Raw genomic sequence first — 18,592 nt, forward strand, 5'->3', positions numbered from 1 at the left:
TTGTTACTCCTATTTACACAATTACAGGCCGTATTCGGCCAGGTCCGGTCCGAGGTAGGTTCGTTCGTTTTCCCCCAGAATTCCCATGGAAAGACAGATCAGGGTCCAGAGATGGACCGTATGGTAGTCCGCCTGATGGTGATGGGCCAGATCTTCAATCTGGGCGTGGCAGTTGTGGCAGGGGGTGATCACATATGTGGCCCCTGTGGCCATGATCTGGTTGAATTTGGTCTGGCCGTATGCCCTGCGCTCGTCGTTGTACCCGGACTGAAGCATCCCCCCGCCCCCGCCGCAGCAGAAGTTATTGGATTTGTTGGGGGCCATGTCCACGAAATTCTCCTCGCCCACCACCTTCTTGACCACATAGCGCAGGTCCTCGGCCACGGGGTCGCCCATGGATTTTCTGATGAGGTTGCAGGGATCCTGGACCGTGAACTTGATGTTCCCGGTGTTCCAGTCTGAGTTGACCGGGAGTTTGCCCTCCCTGATCCACTGGGCGTAGAGCTGAACGATGCTCTTGAGTTCAAAATTGTGGGGGATATTGTATTTGCGCAGTCCTTCCCAGAGCGCAAAAAATGAATGGCCGCATTCGGTGTTGATCAGCACCTTGCAGCCCAGTTTGTCGATGTGTTCTGCCTGTTTTCGGATAATGGTTTCCCAGGCCTCGTCGTCGGCCAGGAACATGCAGTAGTTTTCACCGCCCCAGAATTCCGAATAATAGGTCCAGTCGGCCCCGGCCCTGTGCAGGATTTTCCACAGGGGGAGCAGTTCATCGGGTTCGGTGACCGGTTCTCTGGAGTTCTGGTTCAGGGCGAAATAGGCTCCTTCCTTGTCAATGCTGACCGTAAGGTCCTCAAAGCCTTCCTGTTCCTCGCTGCATTCTTCGGCCAGGTCTTCCACGGTGAACTGGAAGTCTTCAAAGGGAACGCCCATGGCCCCGCCCCGGGAGTTGATATGATGGTCACAGGACCCCAGTATCCCCTTGGGGCGTTCCTCCCTGGGCCACTGGGAACGCAGGTAAAAGGTGAGTGCGGGAATGTTGATGGACATGGGACAGACATCGTAGCACCGTTTGCACATGGTGCAGTTCCACACCCAGGGGTGGCGTTCCAGTTCCTTATCCATGCCGAAGACGGCCATGCGGATGAATTTTCTGGGGTCCATGTCATGGAGGCCTGTGGCTGGACAGCCGCTGGCGCAGCTGCCGCAGGTGAGACAGGCGGAAAGGTTGCCGTCGGGGATCAGGGCTTTTACCTTTTCCCTGAGGCCGTCATTTTTATAGGAGATCCGTAATCGATCCAGCATAATGTCATATCCTCCAAATCAGGGGCCTGATTGGCCCTCAACTCAAATTAGGGGGAAATGCATGTCAGCTGGTCACCTTTTTTAGAAGAGCGGCGACAGATTTCCCCGGAAAACCCTGCACCAGCCGGACACGGGCGGTGCATCCGTATCTGATTCAGTGGCGTTTGGGGAGGTCTGTCATTATTGTCTATCCTTTTGTTAATCTTAAGTTCTTCTTGTCTATCCCCGGTGGGGGCAGACATCTTCTATGAGTATATAAAAAACCAATGATTAACAAATTGATTATTTGGATGGGGCGGGCCGGTTCTATTCTTATTCCAAATTATCGCCGGATTCGTTTAAAGGGGTGGGAATTTACAGCATCTGTCTGACCTTAAATCCTGTGTATTCAAATCGGGTCTGACGGACATCCCCTTCCGAATCCCGGTAAGAGGTTTTCTGGACCAGGTTCCCATGGGCATCGTAAAGGTACCGGGTCCGCCGGCCGTCTGAACAGTAGGTGTTCTTTTCTGCCAGGGACAGGTCTTCGCGGTATGTGTAAAGGGTTTTTACCGGATATGGGTCCCTGGGATTTTTTATTTCTTCAATCAGCAATCCATTGTCATTATATTTCCGGGCAAATTCATCCTCATCGTGGTCGTAATCATAGGTTTTATCCATCTCCCGGTAGCCGTTGGCAATCTGGACCCGCCGTTTAACCATTTTCCCCTGATCGTCGTACCAATAGGTGTATTTTTTCAGGTCCCCGCCGGTGACCCGGTTTCTTTCTTCTACCTTGAGGTTGTTGTTTTCATCCCAGGTATAAATGGTTTCATAGGAGTGCCTGTCCAGATACCGGCCGGCCAAATACTTTTTTTCAAGTTCATTGACCAGGCGGCCCTGCTGGTCGTAGGTGTACAGGATCCTGGTGTCCAGCTGGTCTTTTCTGTATATGGTTTCTTCAACCCGGTTGCCGTTGCCGTCATACCGGTAATGGTGAGTAAACTGTGGTTTGCCCTTTCTCTGGAATACCTTTTGGATGAGCTGGTTTTTAGGGGTATAGGTAAACCAGGTTTTTTCCCACCGGCCTTCGGGTTTGATCCAATTTTCTTGGATCAGATTTCCCTTTTCATCATAGGTAAATCGGTGAACCTCTGTTTTGCCCTTTTGTTTTTCTTCTTTCATGGAAACTAGATAGATGGTCCGGTTCAGGACACCATCCTTGAACCGCCCCTGGGGATACCGTTCCAGGTATTCTTTTGCCCCTTCAAGGGTGGTGGCCGCTTTGGCATAGGCCATTTCAAGAAATCCGCGGACAGCCTTGCTTTGTTTCCCCCTGGGGAATTTTTCAAGATAGGCCCGGGCGCCTTTGATGGTATTGGCCCGCCTGTAGTACCAGTCCTGGGTGTATTCCTTTTTCAGCACGGCATTGACAGCGATTTTTGCGTCAAACTTCCCTGCCTTTATCTGCCTGCTAAAATAGCCGGTGCTCTGGTCCTTGTAGGCTTTTTTCACCTCAAGATTGTACTCCCCCGGCGGCAGGATGAATTCAAGGGGCGTATCGTAGTAGGTGCCCACAATGTCGCCATTCACGTATACGTCGCTTTCACTTTGATCACTGACCAGTTTAATATAGGCATCCGCGTATGCGGCCGGGGCGTAAACCAGGATGGCGGCCAGTATATAATTGATTGTTTTCATTTCTATGGCTCCTTGGGCTGACTAGTTGTTCAGGTTGCCGTCAAAGGGGATATAGTAGACTGCCTTAAAACGGTCAGTGGCGGTGAAATTGAGGTTCAGCAGCTGTTCCAGTTTTGCCACGGGAAGGGAGAGCCCGTATTTTTTCATGATATAGGCCCGGCAATCCGGCCGGATGGCGGCCCGTTTTTCCTTGAATTCCCTTTGGAGCCGGGGCAGTTCATTCTCCATGGTCTGTTTGGCCTGTCTCACCCGTTCACGCCTTTTTTCCCGGTAAGCTTTTTCTTTTTTTTCCCTTTTTATTCTCTCTTCCCGGGTTTCCCCCAGGTGCTCCGCCGTCAGGTGAAAGCCGCGGCGGCCTTCTTCCACCCGGATATAATATTGGCCGCATGCATTGATGATGAATGCCCTGATATCCGCATCTGCTTTTTTAAGATCCGCTTCAGCGGCCGGGGCCTCCATTTTTGCAAATTTTTTAAAGGGGTCCGCTTTTTTGGCCTTTGGCGCTTTTTGGTTTTCAATCCATTGGATTATTGGATTGAAATTAAAATCAACCCGGGCGGAGGTGCCGAGGGGAATCATCTGAATCCCCTGCTGCATTCTCTGTTTTGCCTGCTTTTCCGGCAGAAACTGCTGGGAAAATCCCTGGTTGTCCCGGTAGAGCCATTGATCCCATTGGGGTGAGCCCGGGACATTATAGCTGAGGTATTTTTCCTTGTCGGCCGGCGGCAGCCCTTTGGCCGAATGGATGCCGCCGAAATAGACATCCGCCATGGCCCCTAAATTGATATCCATAAACAGATTGGCGCCCAGGTGTGCTTTGATTTCTGCATCCATGACGGTGATTTTTTTTATAATCCGGGAGGGGATCTGAAAGGTTTTATCCTTGTAGCGGGCCTCATAGGTCTTCTGGTCCGGAATGACGACCATTCCCCGGCCGTCTACCACCGGTTCCCCCATGAGGAGGGAAACGGACCAGACCATATAGACGGCACCTTTATTGTGCAGGACATCAAGGTGCAGGGGGGCATCCCCTGTTTTAATGCCGGTGATGATGCAGTCTCCCCCGAAATCAGGCGCCGCCGACGATAGAGAGGTAAAACAGAGCAGTATACAGCTAATGATGCCGGCCGGCAGCCATTTCCCAACCCTCATTCATTAAACCCTTATGATGTCCTCATAATTCAGACCGTTTAAAAAAATGAGAGTCTACTATCGGCCTTTTTTATTGTCAATTGATTCTTGGGAGAAGGAAAGAGAGGTGTGAAAAACGCCCGGAAGAGGGGGCTCTTCCGGGCGTCTGTATCTTGATCTTGAAGGGCGGGGATCAGGCCCCGAGATAGGCCTTTTTCACCTCGGGATCGGCGATGAGGTCCTGGCCCGTGCCTTCCAGCACAATGGAGCCCACCTCAAGCACGTAGGCATAGTCCGAGATGTTCAGGGCGGCAAAGGCGTTCTGTTCCACCAGAAGCACGGATTTGCCCTCTTTGTTCACCTGCCGGATGATGTCGAAGACCTCCTTTATCAGCTTGGGGGCCAGCCCCAGGGAGGGTTCGTCCAATAGGATGATTTCAGGCGAGCTCATCAGGGCCCGGCCCACGGCCAGCATCTGCTGCTCGCCGCCGGAAAGAGTCCCGCCCTTCTGGGTGATCCGTTCCCGCAGCCGGGGAAAGAGGTCGATGACCATTTCGATGTCACGGGCGATCCCTTCCTTGTCGGACCGGGTATAGGCGCCCAGCATCAGGTTTTCCCGCACCGAAAGGTGTGGGAAGATCCGCCGGCCTTCAGGTGACATGACGATGTTCTTGGCCACCACCTCCTCCGGGGCCATGCCGGTGATATCGGTGCCCTTGTAGGTGATTTTTCCCCCGCTGGTTTTCACCAGGCCTGCGATGGAACGGAGCAGGCTGGATTTGCCGGCGCCGTTGGCCCCGATGAGGGTGACGATTTTACCTTCGGGGATGGATACGCTGATCCCCTTGAGGGCGTGGATCCCCCCGTAATGGACATGGATTTTTTCTACATTCAGCATTAGGCAATCTCCTCTCCAAGATAGGCTTCAATCACCTTGGGGTTGGACTGGATATCTTCGGGGGCTCCTTCGGCAATGGTCACCCCGTAGTCGATGACCCAGATTTTTTCACAGATCTCCATGACCAGTTTCATATCATGCTCGATGAGCAGGATGGTGAGGTCGAATTCTTCCCGGATTCTCCGGATGAACCGGACCAGGTCCCGGGTTTCGTTGGGGTTCATGCCGGCGGCGGGCTCGTCCAGGAGCAGGAACGAGGGCTCCGTGGCCAGGGCCCGGGCAATCTCCAGCCGGCGCTGGGCCCCGTAGGGAAGCGACACGGCGTTTTCATGGGCGTGTTCCTTCAGTCCCACGGTGTCCAGCAGTTCCAGGGCCCGCTCCCGGGTGATCTTGTCTTCCTTGAAATAGGCGGGCAGACTGAGCACCGCATGGAGCCAGCCGGTCTTCTGCCGGATAAAGGCCCCCAGCATGACATTTTCAAGGACGGTGGCGTTCTTGAACAGCCGGATGTTCTGGAAGGTCCTGGCGATGCCGGCCCGGCAGACCTTGTGGGGGGGGATTCCTGCCATGCTTTTGCCGTTGAGCAGCACCCGGCCCTCGGTGGGCTGGTAGAATCCGGTGATCATGTTGAAACAGGTGGTCTTGCCCGCGCCGTTGGGGCCGATGAGTCCGGCAATGCTGCCCTTTTCAATGGCTGCATTGAAATTGTCCACGGCGGTGAGGCCGCCGAACCGTATGGTCAGGTTTTCGGTCTGAAGGGCGTATTCCTTAGTCATTAGCGCACCTCCTTGCTTTTATTTGACTGGCCTTTTTTGAACAGGCCCAGGAACCAGGCCCAGGAAAATTCCCGCATGCCCATGACCCCCTCCTGCTTGAAGAGGATGATGAATACCAGGGCCATGGAAAATACCAGCATGCGCATGCCCGGGATGCCGCTGATCTCAAACCCGCCGAAACTCATGGGGTTTTCAACGAACCGCAGCCATTCCAAAAGCGCCGTGATGCCGATGCCGCCGATGATGGATCCGGTGATGGAGCCCAGGCCTCCGGCCACAACGATCATGAGGATGTTGAAGGTGAGGATGAACAAAAACATCTTGGGGTCGATGGTGGTCAGAAGACTGGCCAGCAGGGCTCCGCCGATGCCGGCGAAAAAGGCGCCCATGGCGAATGAGACCATCTTGTGGCCGAAGACGTTGATGCCCATGGACTGGGCCGCGGTCTCGTCATCCCGGATGGCCTTGAGGGTGTTGCCGAAGTTGGATCTGACCACCCTTGTGATGAAATAAATGGTGATGAGCAGCCACCCGTAGTTCCACCAGATGGTGGCGTAGTCCGGGATGCCCTTGAATCCCAGGGCCCCGTTGGTCACCCTGGGGATATTGGTGGCCACGATGCGGATGATCTCGGCAAACCCCAGGGTGGCGATGCCCAGGTAGTCGCCGCCCAGCCGCAGCACGGGAAAACCGATGATGATGCCGGCAATGGCCGCCATCACCCCGCCCAGGAATACAGCCACAAAAAAGGGCGCCTGGGAGTTCTGGATGATGGGGTAGGCCTCTTCCAGGAGGAAGAGCATTTCCTTCTGGGCCGGGGGCATGATGAGGATGGAGCAGGTGTAGGCGCCGATAGCCATGAACCCGGCATGACCCAGGGAAAACATCCCGGTGAACCCGTAAATCAGGTTGAGGCTCAGGGCCAGGATGGTATTCACGGCGATGAGGTTGAGGATCTGGATCTGGTATCCGTCGGCAAACTTTTCGGCCAGGAACAAAAATAAAATCAGGACCAGGACGGCACAGAAGGTAAGCATGTGCCGGGTCGCTGCTGAAGGCTGTGTGGTTTTCATATCTTGTCCTCCAGTTTTTCACCCATGAGTCCGGTGGGCTTGATGAGCAGAATCAGGATCAGCAGGACAAAGGCGAATGCGTCCCTGTATCCGGCAAGATCGGGAAAAAAGGCCACGATCATGATTTCCATGAATCCCAGCATGGTGCCGCCGATCACCGCCCCCTGGATGGAGCCGATGCCGCCGATGACGGCTGCGATAAAGGCCTTGAATCCGGGGATGACGCCCATGATGGGCTGGATCTGGGGATAGCGCAGGGACCACATGATCCCCGAGGCTGCGGCCAGGGCCGACCCGATGCCGAAGGTCAGTGCGATTACCCGGTTGACCTTCACGCCCATGAGCCGGCTGGTCTCAATGTCCTTGGAAATGGCCCGCATGCCCAGGCCCGCCTTGGTCCTATAGACAATGTAGAGCAGGGCCAGCATGAGCAGGATGGACATGATGGGCACCACAATGGTCAGGGGCAGGATGCGCACTTCCCCCCAGATAATAATATTTTCCAGCCATTCGGGGCGGTAGACCTCCCGGGGGATGGCGCCGAAGACCACGATGGCAAAGTTCTGGAGGAAAAAGGAAACGCCGATGGCCGAGATCAGGGCCGAGATGCGGGGGGCGTCCCGCAGCGGCTTATAGGCCACACGGTCCACGCCGATGCCCACAAAACTGGTCAGGGCAATGGCGCAGATCAGCGCAATGGCCCAGGGCAGGTGGAAGAGGGTGGTCCCCCAGAATACAAAATAGGCAGCCAGCATGAAAATCTCGCCGTGGGCAAAGTTGATCAGCCGGAGGATACCGTAAACCATGGTGTACCCGATGGCGATCAAAGCGTAGAGGCTGCCGAGTGTCAAACCGTTCAGCATGTGCTGAACGAACATGGACGTACTCATATTAAAACTCCAATCCTAATATCAATTTTTAACTATTAATTAAGGATGATGAATGCTTAAGTCAGGTAAGGGGAACGGAAATCAACAAGATCGCAGATACAGGTCAGCGGGCAGGCTGATGCAGCCTGTCCGCTGACTGTTGGGCACTTCAATAACTTATCCGTTCCGGCCCGGGACTATCCCCTTGGGTTAGATAGCGGGCTGGATGGCGCCGGCATAGGTTTTCTTGCCGTCCTTGATCTGAACGATACCAACGGGCTTTTCAGCGTCGTGGGTGGCGTTGATGGTGGTGGAACCGGTAACGCCTTCAAAATCCTTGGTGGCGGCCAGGGCTTTGGCGATGGCTTTGGGATCGTCGGAGCCGGCACGTTTGATGGCGTCCATGATGATCATGTAGGCATCATAACCCAGGGCGGCGTTAACGTTGGGATCTTTTTCAGGATGTTCGGTTTTCCAGTCTTCGGTGAACTTGGCAGCAACCGGGTTCATGTCCTTCATGCTGGGATCGTAGGGAAAGGTGGTGTGGAAGAAACCTTCAACGGATTTTCCGCCGATCTCAACAATTTTGGGGTTGTCCATGGCATCGCCGCCCATGACGGCAAAGTTGGCACCCAGCTCCTGGACTTGCTTCATGATGATGGCACCTTCGGCAAAGTAGGAGGGGATGAACAGAACATCGGGTTTTTTGGAGATGATTTCGGTGAGCTGTGCAGTGAAATCCTGGTCGCCGGTCTGGTACTTGAGGGAAGCCACGACTTCGCCGCCCACTTTTTTGAAGGCTTTTTTGAAGAAGGAGGCCAGGCCAACAGAGTAGTCGGAAGAGAGGTCAACCAGCAGGGCAGCGCGTTTCAGGCCCTTTTCCTTGAAGGCGTAAGTGGCGGCGCCGGCACCCTGGAAGGGGTCGATGAAGCAGACCCTGAAGATGTATTCTTTGCCCATGGTGACAAGCGGATTGGTGCAGGAGGTGCCCACCATGGGGACTTTGGCTTTTTCAGCCACTTCGCCGCCGGCCATGGCCAGGGAAGACCCGTAGGTGCCGATGATGGCGTTTACTTTTTCTTTGGAGATAAGGCGTTTTACCGCGTTGGCGGATTCAACCTTATCGGATTTGTTGTCAACAACGAACAGCTCTACTTTTTTGCCCATGATTTCAGGCATGGCTTTTTTGGCCATTTCAACGCCTTCAAGTTCCAGCTGGCCGCCAAAGGCGTTGCCGCCGGTCAGGGGCAGGAACACGCCGATCTTAACGGTTTGGGCCTGGGCGCAGGTGGCAAAGGCCGCAATCGCCAGGGCAAGGATGGTCATGGTGAGTTTCTTCATCTTAACTTTCTCCTTTGTGTTGTTTTTCCATTCCAAATTCCGCTGAAAAACCGATGCAGCCAACTACACAGAAACCGCTCCAGACCAACTTCGGAAACGCTATTTTACGCTTCGGCGAATCAGGCATTCCGGTGTACTGGAAATGCCCTGCAAAGTTCCAACACCTTTTGTTCAGCTCTTTCAACTACTTCTTTATTATTTCCCCGGTTCATCATGATCTCGTCCATGAGACCGGCAACTTCCTTCATCTGGGGTTTTCCCATCCCCCTTGCAGCCGTGGCGCCGCTGCCCAGGCGGATGCCGCTGACCCGTCCCGGCCGTCCCGCATCCCGGGGCACCACATTCCGGTTCAAAATAATCCCGGCGGACTCAAGGGCCTTTTCGGCGTCTTTCCCGGACATCCCTTTGGATTCAAGGTCCAGGATTACTTGGTGGTTATCCGTTCCCCCGGTCACCACGGCGTAGCCTTTTTGTTCAAATTCTTCAGATAAAGCCTTAGCGTTTTCCAGGGTTTTTCTCTGAATGTCAATAAAATTTTCACTTTGGGCCAATTTAAAGCTTAAGGCCTTGGCCGCAATCATATTTACGGCGGATGTCCCCTGGCAGCCGGGAAAGACCGCCCGGTCCACACGGGGCCCGAATTCCTCCCGGCAGAGGATCACCCCGCCCCGGCATCCCATCATGGTTTTGTAGCAGGTAAAGGTGACAAAATCGCAGTGGGGCAGGGGGCTGGGAATCACCCCGGCCGCCACCAGTCCGGCCAGGTGGGCGATGTCCGCCATGAGCAGCGCCCCCACTTCCCTTGCGATCCCGGCCATGGTTTCATAATCGATGAGCCGGGGATAGGAGGAGGCGCCGGCCACGATCATTTTTGGCCGGATGGCCAGGGCCATATCCCGGATCTGGCCGTAATCTAAGAGGCCGGTTTCCGGATCCACGGTATAATGGGAAAAATCAAAGCATTTGCTGGTCATTGAGGCCGAATGGCCGTGGGAAAGGTGCCCCCCGTGGGGCAGGCTCATGGAGAGGATTTTGTCACCCGTTTCAAGGACTGAGAAATAGACGGCCAGGTTGGCCGAGGTCCCGCTGTGGGGCTGGACATTGGCGTATTCGGCCTTGAACAGGGCCTTTGCCCGTTCCACGGCCAGCTCCTCCACCCGGTCCGCATGGACGCACCCGGCATGGAACCTGTTGCCGGGGTAGCCCTCAATGGTCTTGGTGTTGAAGGCCGAGCCCATGGCTTCCATGATGGACGGCGGGGAATGGTTTTCGGCCGCAATGAGGTCCAGGGTGTCTTCCAGCCGGGCCTCCTCCGCCCGTACCAGTTGCGCAAGTCTCGGATCGTCCTGTTCAAGATACCCCATAACCGCCTCCTTTAAGCTAAAGTCCATTCCCCTGACCGCAGCAAATCCCGGTGATTTGTACGTCAAATTACAGACAATTAATCAAATTGCCGGCCGTTATTTAAAATGGGAAAAATGCTTTTGTCAAGCAGAACAAAAAATAAACCCGGGGCCGGCGCATATCCGTTTTACCAGGCAGCATCCTTCCACTTGACAGCCGGTGGCGGCAGGTGGCACCAGGGCCGGAAAGGCTCACGGCCCCGGTGCTGACTGCTTTCCAGATGGCTGGATTTTATGGCGGTCTGATTAGCCTTTAAGAGAGCAAAAGCCTGTCTATGGAGCCTTTCATGGCCGACTCATAGGGTTTGCCTTCCAGAAAGTCGCCGATGAATATGATGCCCATATATTTTTCTTTTTCCTTGGATAATTTTTCGGCCATGTCCCCCAGGGTGCCTTTGACAATTCGCTGGACCAGGGGGAACCCGGCCCAGAAAACCACGGCACAGGGCGTGGTGTCCGGATATACCTCCCGGTATTTTTTAAAGAGGGGGGCAACGAAATTCAAGGCCATATAGTGAATGCTGTTAATATTGAATTTGGAGACATCCTTTAAAACCTGATCGGCCGAGTTGGTTTTGATATCTGTCAGGAAAAAGGGCGCGGTCTGCATGACAAAGGGGCTATCGCCCGCCGGGATGATGCTTTTTCCCAGGGCGGAAAGGGCGGCAGAATCAACGCCCATCCCCGGGATGATCACCACATCGTCCGGGGGGAGTTGTTCAATATACCAGTGGCCCGGCCCGAAAAGGCAGGGATTGCCCATATCCAGGATTCCGACATTTTTCCCCTTGCCCAGCAGGTCTTTTATGACCGCCAGCCGCTGGTCCCTTATCTTGAAGCATTCCTCTTTGTAGAGGGAGAGTTCCTCTTTATCCAGCAGGTAATACTCTTTGCCTTTGTAGTCAAAAAAGCCCTCCCAGGGATCGAAGAGTCTCGGGGTGGTTCCGATATACTTCGAAAACAGCATGGCATGTTTTTTAGGGGCGATAACGGCATCCATTTTTTTTATGGTTTTCAAGGCCTGGATGGTCGCCGTCTTTGGGCCTGCAGGACCGGTCCCGATAATGTAGAGGCGTCCTTTTTTTCCGCGGGCACTTTTTTGCCTGAACAGCAGTTTTGATTTAATGACCTTGATTCCGGCAAAGATGATAATGATAACAGCCCCAATCCCAAATAGAATAACTAGTGTTTTCAGCATAATTTCAGCTCCTTAATGGCTGTGTCCGTTTTTGCAAAAAAAAAACCATGAAAACATACCCCCCGTTTCACCGGGAACCTATGCCTTCATGGCCAGTTTGGTTTGAAAATCAGGCCGGAGCGTTGAAGCGATCCGCCGCCCTGATTACAATGGTCAAATTTTAACTGCATTTATTGCCTTCAGTGGCAATATTTCCCAATGCAATAAAAAAGTAATTTGACTTTGTCAAGCCGATTTAGCGGCTAAACCAGGGCTTACGCAGGTAAATATATTATCCCCCTTCTTCTTCTCGAAATCCTGAACAATATGGCTCTTCTGCCTGCTGGGGGTGGGATACTGGCATTTGTGAATGCTGAATTTAGAGGACGTGCCCACAACCCGGCCTTGAACGGCAAGGGGAATCTGTTAAACCTCCGCAGAACGTCCTGTTCTGCTACGCAGCGATCCGGGCTGCCGCCTGTGCCGTCCTGGCGCCGGCATCCCTCCACGCCACAGATTATCCCTTCCCGCCCAAGGCCTGGACGCCCGGGTTTGCCATGTTTGCAATCCCGCAGGGACGGACGTGTGATTTTATCCCATATCCCACTCTAAACGGCTGATTTTCCAGTTTTCATTTTCCTTTTGAAAAACCAGAAAGAGCTTGGTGGTCCACCGGCTGACCGGGGTGATAAAGGTGACAATAGCCCTGGCTCTGTCCCCGTCCACCACAATCACCGGATCATAAAAGCCACCGTTAAAATAATTGCCGTTCAACTCCTCCCTGGAGGAGGGAAGGGCGTCCAGCAGGTTGGCGTTCAGATCGGACCAGAAGGAGGGCAGCAGTTGTCTCAATTTTTTCTTTGAAACCATTAAGGCGCCGGCGAACATGAATTCCCCATTTTCGCTGAGGCAGGAAAGATAGCCCTCAAGGTTGTATCCTTTTTTGGCCTTCTGGAATTGGCGCAGCAGATCTACGATCCGGGATTCATCCTGGCTTTTGGGGCGGTAGCGGTCAATCCCTGTGCCGGAAGTCATGCCGAAAAAATAAATGATGACAATGCCTGCGATGACAGCAAATATCGCGAGTTGCTCTTTTTTTATTTTCAGCTTAGGCATTGGTTTGGGGCTCCTCCTCCATGATCAGGGCAATACCGCCTTGATCATAGTGAGTATAACCCTCTGAAGAAAATCAATCACCGGATCCAGGACACCAAAATAAAGCAGGCCGATTACAATAAGAAAACCGAAACGCTCCAGGCGGAGTAGCATCGCTTGAAGGCCCGGCGGAGAAAACCCCAAAAGGATCTTTGAACCGTCCAGCGGTGGAATCGGAATCAGGTTAAAGGCAGCCAGGACAATGTTGATTTTTGCAAAAACCAGGAGCACCAGCGCAGGCAAGCCCGATTGCGATAAACCAAGCAGGCTGTATAGAAAAAGGGCAAAAAAGGCCAGGATCATATTCATGATGATTCCGGCAGAAGATACCAGGATCATACCTTTCCGATAATCCTGGATGTAGCTGAAATTCACGGGCACCGGTTTGGCCCAGCCAAACCCCACAAGAAATAGCATCAGGGTTCCTAAAGGGTCCAGGTGCTTGAGCGGATTGAGGCTTAAGCGGCCTTGGTGTTTGGCTGTTGGATCACCCATTTTATAGGCCACATAGCCATGGGCCAATTCATGGAAAATAATGGCATACAACAAGGGTATGGCAATGAGAATAAATGCAAGTGGATTTTTCAGCAGCAGACTAAGAAGCCCCATCTGGCGTTTCCTTTATTTTTATTTGTTTGTCTTCACATAAGTATAAGAAAACCGAATTTAAATTCAATGTGTCGCCTGTATTTTTAAGCTTCTCGGTCCATAAATATGATCTGGCAATCTAACTGCTGCCATATAAAAGATGGGGCCACAAAAAAGAAGGGGCACCCCGCGCCGGTCAATGATTTCTGTGCCACGTTCCTTCTGACCTGTTCCTTTTGCATGCCCAATCCCACCGGAGCGATGTGATTGAAATACTTAAGGATAGGATGCTTGTTCGTTCAACCAATTTATCCCTTTATTCATTGGCCGACTGGTTAGAAGTCAATTTTATCCGGTATTAAATTGATTTTCCCGGTCCTAACTGAGATGATTAATTATCAGCAAAATAATCCTTATTGGTGCATTCTCCAGCCACCGCCGATATAAATTAGTTGGCCTGTAATCCAATTTGCCTGCTGAGAAGCTAACAGAATTAATGCATCAGCAATGTCTTCTGGTCTCCCAACACGTTTAAGTGGCGTTTTTTGTGCTATAAATTTCTCATCATTTGGAGACAAAAAGCCGGTATTCACAGGACCAATTGAAGCAATATTCACTGTTATTCCGTATTTGCCTAACCCCAAAGCTGCAGAACGGCTGTAGGATTCAATAGCGTGTTTGCTTGCAGCATAGCTTGCTTCGAACTCGTTTGCATGTGCTCCGTCTGTGCTAATATTTATTATTCGACCTTGTTTGGCATTTCGTTTCATATATTTTTTCGCATATTCTTTCATCATTAATGCATAAGCTCTAACATTTATATCGAAATGTTTGTCAATATTCTCAGCAGATATTAGATCTGCTGAAATAAAGTCTTCCTCTGCTTCCGAGCTATCATCAAATGTGTCTGATGCGTAGTATGTATGGTTATTTATCAATATATCAACTGGTCCCAATCCATTCTCACAAAAGTCGAACAATTCATTGATATTAGAAACTATAGACAAATCCTTTTCTATTGCTATTGCTGACCCTCCGTTTTTTTTAATTTCTTCTAACAAATATGAAGGTGTTTTCTGCTGATTGGCTTCGTATAAAACCTCACTCCCTTCATTTTTCTTTAAAGCTTTTTCTAATTCTGCCTTAGTGTATTTTGAAGGGGCTCTGTAGTATGAAATACATACTTTTGCCCCTTGAAGAGCAAAAGCCTTTGCTGCTGCAGCCCCAATACCATGATTGGCTCCTGTTATAAGAACCACTTTATCTTTAAAACCTAAATCTATCATTCTGTCCTCTCTTCCATTCTTGTATAAAAGAATCAATTAATTAAAATAGCCGCAAAGAACCAATCGAGTGGACTTTAATTCAATTAAACTCGATTCTTGTATGCCAACCTGCCGAAGTCTCTTCTTTTTTAAATCGCATGGCCCGGTTTGAGAGGGATGAGACGAGACTCATGTCATGGGTGATGAAAATCAGACATCCCTGATATTGTATCAATGCATCTTCCAAGGCCTCAATAGAAATAAGATCGAGGTGGTTCTCCGGTTCATCGAGTAGGAGAATCTCCTTTTTATCAAGAACCGCTGAAGCGATCATCAGCTTTTTTATTTCGCCTGGACTACCTGCATAGGTATTTAATAATCGTTTGGGATTTGATCCCAACCTTCGGACAATGGTCATGATGTTACCTAAATCTTCTCTTGACCTGTTTCGCGTTTCCTCCAAGGTTTTCAAGAGCAAATCAGATGATAGCTCCTGGGGGATATATAAATATTTATCTGATCGGCTTTTAATCTGCTGTAGTAAAAATTTTTGAAAAATTGATTTTCCTGCTCCATTAGGGCCGGTCATTGCGACTCTGTCTTGGGGCTGAATAATGATATCATCGTATGAGATTCTTTTGGTATCAGAGACATGGATTTCTCCTGAATTAATCCTGCAAATTACATCCCGTGAGGAGATGCACCCTTTAATCCAGAATCCTTTTTCATACTCTTTTTCAATTCTAAATGATTTCAACTTGTTTTCTGCCTGGTTTAATCTGCCGGCAAGTTGATTGTAAAGCTTTCCGGCGGCCCCATCCTTACCTGAAACCCGGGCTAAATCAATTTTCACTTTCGCATCATGATCTTTGTGAGAAATGCGTTTTTTTGATCGGACATGATCGGCTGTGTCTGCCTTGGATCTTCTCTGTATAACCTCAGCCCTTAGCTGCTTAACGGCCTGTTTTTGCAAATGATAACTTTTTTGGAGGCTTTGCTTCTCTTTTTGCCTTATTTGTTTCATTTGGTCATATTTGCCTTTTCTAAGGACTATTTCTCCGGTTTCAATGAAAAGACATCTATCGCACAATCTATTAAGCATATCCCGGTTGTGGCTCACAATGAGTCCAATGCCTTTAAATTGTTTTAAAGCCTCAAGAACAACCTGCATGGATTTAATATCTAAGTGATTGGATGGTTCATCCATGGCAAGGCAGACCGGGTTTTGGTTGAGAGCGGATGCAACCTGGGCTTTTTTACGCTCACCATATGAAAGGGTGTCCCAGCGTTGAATCCAATCATACCCGATTCCCAATTGACTGATTAACCGGCCGGCATCTGCAGTAAAAGAATTTAGCAGATCTTCAAATCCCGAGGGGATGGTATCTGTAGTTTGCGGGCAATAACAAACCTGATTAAAAAATTCGATTTTTCCCTGGGTAGGAGACAGTTCTCCCACAGCCAATTTCAAAAACGTGGTTTTACCAGACCCATTTTCACCGATGACTCCACACCACCCTTTTGGGATTTCAATATTAATTTGATTGAACAGGTACTCAGACTGAGAATCATATGAAAATGATGCATTCCTGAAACTAAGATTTCTAAAATTCAAAATATAACTCCTTAAAAAACCAGATATGAACAATGTCGGCTATTGACAAATTGTGGTTTGAGCCAAGGAGTATTGTTTTAACTCAGTGTACTTTTTGAAAAAAAATCAGATGAGAAAGCAGCCCAAAACCTAAAGTATAGCTATAGAATCGAAAATATCTGGAATAATCCACCTGCCACTAGCAAATAATTGTTAGTAGCCCGTATTACCAAATTGTTTTCTTTTGATTCTTAGTTATGCATGTAGGTCTTTGGCTCCCTTGAGAAATATTTAGATTGAAACGCCTTATATCAAAAAAGACCTAAACTTTCAATCTCATAATTAATCCAGAGCGTCTCAGATATATCTGAATTCTCGAATCGCACCGTAAAAACAATAATTTCAATATGATCAATCATGACCACTACTAAAACTCAGAAAGTAGTGACTACACGATATCGGAAAATGGAAATCGAACCTTTAGAACTTTCTTTGAAAAAGGTTTCCCTGAGAATCAGGATAATGGATCGAATTAACATTCGAATAATGCACCTTAACAAAATCAAGATTATGCCCTGTTAAATTTTCGGTGAGATAATTTTAAACATAAGGAATCAACTTAATCCGGTATTAGTCCTTCCTCTTCGACAAAAAGGAAGCACCCCCATGATATATTGTGGTCGAGATGGAATTGAAAATCTAAGCCATAACATATTGCGGGGTTTCCATTTGCTCAGAATTTCTAAAGATCTGCGATTTTAACGCTGAATTAAGCGGCTGGGGCATCCCCGTCACTTTAAAGCCGAGCTTATAACGCTCTCAATATCAGCCCGCCGTAAGCCCCTGTCCGCTTCAATGACGGGTTATGCTCTTATTCCGCTTTTCCTGTCATCAGTTTCATTCTTACCGTTCCGGGTCCCATTCATACTTTTTTGTCGCTTTGTACTCAAAATCCATATACCGGTCGCCGAGAATTTTTTTCAGCGTGCCGTCGGAATGCAGCTCCCGGAGTGCGGAAGATATTTTGGCAACAAAGGATTTTCCTTCAGGTGTTTTCCATACAGTCATGTAGTCGTAGCCGGTGTGAACGGGGAATTCGGGATCATAAGAGAGAGTGTCCAGAAAAGGAATCCAGTCGGGCATGAATCCGATGATCGCATCAATACGCCCCAAATTCAGTTTCTTTATCTGATTTTTTTCGTCAGCCAGATAATCAATCACGATATTATTATCCACAAGTTTCCTGCGCCATTGCAGGACGTGGCAGAGACAGACAGAGCAGTACTGCCCATAAGCCGAGTTTATTAATCATGTTCATAATGAAACAATCTTCTCCCTGTTTTTTTTTCTTTATATTGGAGCATAACATTAATTATGTTGCTGCGCGATTTTTAATCGGATTGGTCCAAAATCTAAATTTATCAGTGAAATACCCTATCGCAGTACAATTTAATTTAAACGAGCCGTAAACCCTGGTGAATTTAAAAATTTACGATCGGTTTTACTGGAATCTGAGGATAGATCTGGCCATGACATGGCGGCATCGAGTTGTATACCCAGTCGATGTCAACCTGACCGAGAGTGATTAACCGGGATCTTGTCAAACCGGAAAATTTTCCTCGGATCAATACATCCTCCATCTTCATGTTCATGGCAAACACAGCCACTGTGGTTCCGGGTGGTATGGCAGACAATTCTTTTTTGTATACGGATGAAGAAAATACAATTCTTCCGCTGTCGGCTGCCTGGCATTGGAAAACCGGAACAATTACCGGGAAACCGTCATCTGGTATCCACGAGATAAATTTCAGCGCATCCATCTGGTTGAACAGGTTTTTGGAAAACGGGTTAAGCGGATTTTGTTTTTCTTTTAAGGCACGGGCGCCTTTTACGAGGCGGGTCAGAAGTGTCGCCCATATGACTCGCCCCAGGGGAAGGGGTTCAGGCGCTGACGTTTCCAACAGATCCAGGTAATGGACAGTGTTGATGCCGAAATATGCGTTGTATCGGAACATGGGCATCAGGTTGTACGCTTCAAATTCCGGGCCGTCCTGTTTTAGGTGTGTCCAGTTTGCCTTGCCTCGCCACATCCGTTTGTCCATGGTCATGATCAGAAAACCGGCTTTTTTATTTTGTTGAATATTCTCTTTGCTTTTCCCTTTGCAGAATTCACCAAGGGTGATTTGGGAAGGTCCGGCTGCCCTGATGGATGTGATCAGGGAAATATGCGGCAGCCCTTCTGAGTTGACAGATGCGACAATTCCGATTTTTTCTTCCGGCATGAAAGCCTGAATTTCCTCTGGTTTAAAAGTCGTGCGTGTTCCAGGCATAATCGGG

Annotated in this window: 16 protein-coding genes; all 16 read right to left on the minus strand. The window is 49.9% G+C overall.

Annotated elements, in window-relative coordinates; all coding sequences use genetic code 11:
* Positions 1-21: 21 nt before the first annotated feature.
* Positions 22-1,305 carry a (Fe-S)-binding protein gene (locus tag HUN04_20470; GenBank protein WDP91960.1) on the minus strand — a complete coding sequence of 428 codons (1,284 nt, stop codon included), beginning with the start codon at positions 1,303-1,305 and terminating at the stop codon, positions 22-24.
* 354 nt (positions 1,306-1,659) lie between these two features.
* Positions 1,660-2,985 (minus strand): PEGA domain-containing protein, encoded by a 1,326-nt coding sequence (locus HUN04_20475; GenBank protein WDP91961.1) that lies wholly within the window; start codon positions 2,983-2,985, stop codon positions 1,660-1,662.
* 21 nt (positions 2,986-3,006) lie between these two features.
* The gene (locus HUN04_20480; GenBank protein ID WDP91962.1) at positions 3,007-4,137 is read right to left on the minus strand and encodes a hypothetical protein; all 1,131 of its coding nucleotides are present in this window, start codon (positions 4,135-4,137) and stop codon (positions 3,007-3,009) included.
* A 172-nt stretch (positions 4,138-4,309) separates the two neighbouring features.
* Complete coding sequence (locus HUN04_20485; GenBank protein ID WDP91963.1) at positions 4,310-5,014, minus strand: ABC transporter ATP-binding protein; 705 nt, start codon at positions 5,012-5,014, stop codon at positions 4,310-4,312.
* Positions 5,014-5,790 (minus strand): ABC transporter ATP-binding protein, encoded by a 777-nt coding sequence (locus HUN04_20490; GenBank protein ID WDP91964.1) that lies wholly within the window; start codon positions 5,788-5,790, stop codon positions 5,014-5,016. The genes HUN04_20485 and HUN04_20490 overlap by 1 nt, the downstream gene beginning before the upstream one ends.
* The gene (locus HUN04_20495) at positions 5,790-6,827 is read right to left on the minus strand and encodes a branched-chain amino acid ABC transporter permease (GenBank protein ID WDP93353.1); all 1,038 of its coding nucleotides are present in this window, start codon (positions 6,825-6,827) and stop codon (positions 5,790-5,792) included. The genes HUN04_20490 and HUN04_20495 overlap by 1 nt, the downstream gene beginning before the upstream one ends.
* Before the next feature lie 32 nt (positions 6,828-6,859).
* Positions 6,860-7,753, minus strand: a complete 894-nt coding sequence (locus HUN04_20500) for a branched-chain amino acid ABC transporter permease (protein WDP91965.1) — start codon at positions 7,751-7,753, stop codon at positions 6,860-6,862.
* 189 nt (positions 7,754-7,942) lie between these two features.
* Positions 7,943-9,073 carry an ABC transporter substrate-binding protein gene (locus HUN04_20505; GenBank protein ID WDP91966.1) on the minus strand — a complete coding sequence of 377 codons (1,131 nt, stop codon included), beginning with the start codon at positions 9,071-9,073 and terminating at the stop codon, positions 7,943-7,945.
* Between the two features lie 119 nt (positions 9,074-9,192).
* Positions 9,193-10,464 (minus strand): serine hydroxymethyltransferase, encoded by a 1,272-nt coding sequence (locus HUN04_20510; GenBank protein WDP91967.1) that lies wholly within the window; start codon positions 10,462-10,464, stop codon positions 9,193-9,195.
* Between the two features lie 265 nt (positions 10,465-10,729).
* Positions 10,730-11,674 carry a tetrapyrrole methylase gene (locus HUN04_20515; protein ID WDP91968.1) on the minus strand — a complete coding sequence of 315 codons (945 nt, stop codon included), beginning with the start codon at positions 11,672-11,674 and terminating at the stop codon, positions 10,730-10,732.
* A gap of 570 nt (positions 11,675-12,244) precedes the next feature.
* Positions 12,245-12,769 carry a hypothetical protein gene (locus HUN04_20520; GenBank protein ID WDP91969.1) on the minus strand — a complete coding sequence of 175 codons (525 nt, stop codon included), beginning with the start codon at positions 12,767-12,769 and terminating at the stop codon, positions 12,245-12,247.
* Between the two features lie 24 nt (positions 12,770-12,793).
* The gene (locus HUN04_20525; protein ID WDP91970.1) at positions 12,794-13,417 is read right to left on the minus strand and encodes a site-2 protease family protein; all 624 of its coding nucleotides are present in this window, start codon (positions 13,415-13,417) and stop codon (positions 12,794-12,796) included.
* Between the two features lie 392 nt (positions 13,418-13,809).
* The gene (locus HUN04_20530) at positions 13,810-14,682 is read right to left on the minus strand and encodes an SDR family oxidoreductase (GenBank protein WDP91971.1); all 873 of its coding nucleotides are present in this window, start codon (positions 14,680-14,682) and stop codon (positions 13,810-13,812) included.
* A gap of 79 nt (positions 14,683-14,761) precedes the next feature.
* The gene (locus HUN04_20535) at positions 14,762-16,276 is read right to left on the minus strand and encodes an ABC-F family ATP-binding cassette domain-containing protein (GenBank protein WDP91972.1); all 1,515 of its coding nucleotides are present in this window, start codon (positions 16,274-16,276) and stop codon (positions 14,762-14,764) included.
* 882 nt (positions 16,277-17,158) lie between these two features.
* Positions 17,159-17,491: a hypothetical protein gene (locus HUN04_20540; GenBank protein WDP91973.1), complete on the minus strand. Its 333-nt coding sequence runs from the start codon at positions 17,489-17,491 to the stop codon at positions 17,159-17,161.
* Between the two features lie 245 nt (positions 17,492-17,736).
* Positions 17,737-18,585: a pyridoxamine 5'-phosphate oxidase family protein gene (locus HUN04_20545; protein WDP91974.1), complete on the minus strand. Its 849-nt coding sequence runs from the start codon at positions 18,583-18,585 to the stop codon at positions 17,737-17,739.
* Positions 18,586-18,592 lie beyond the last annotated feature (7 nt).

It is taken from the genome of Desulfobacter sp. (assembly GCA_028768525.1).
Lineage (GTDB): Bacteria > Desulfobacterota > Desulfobacteria > Desulfobacterales > Desulfobacteraceae > Desulfobacter.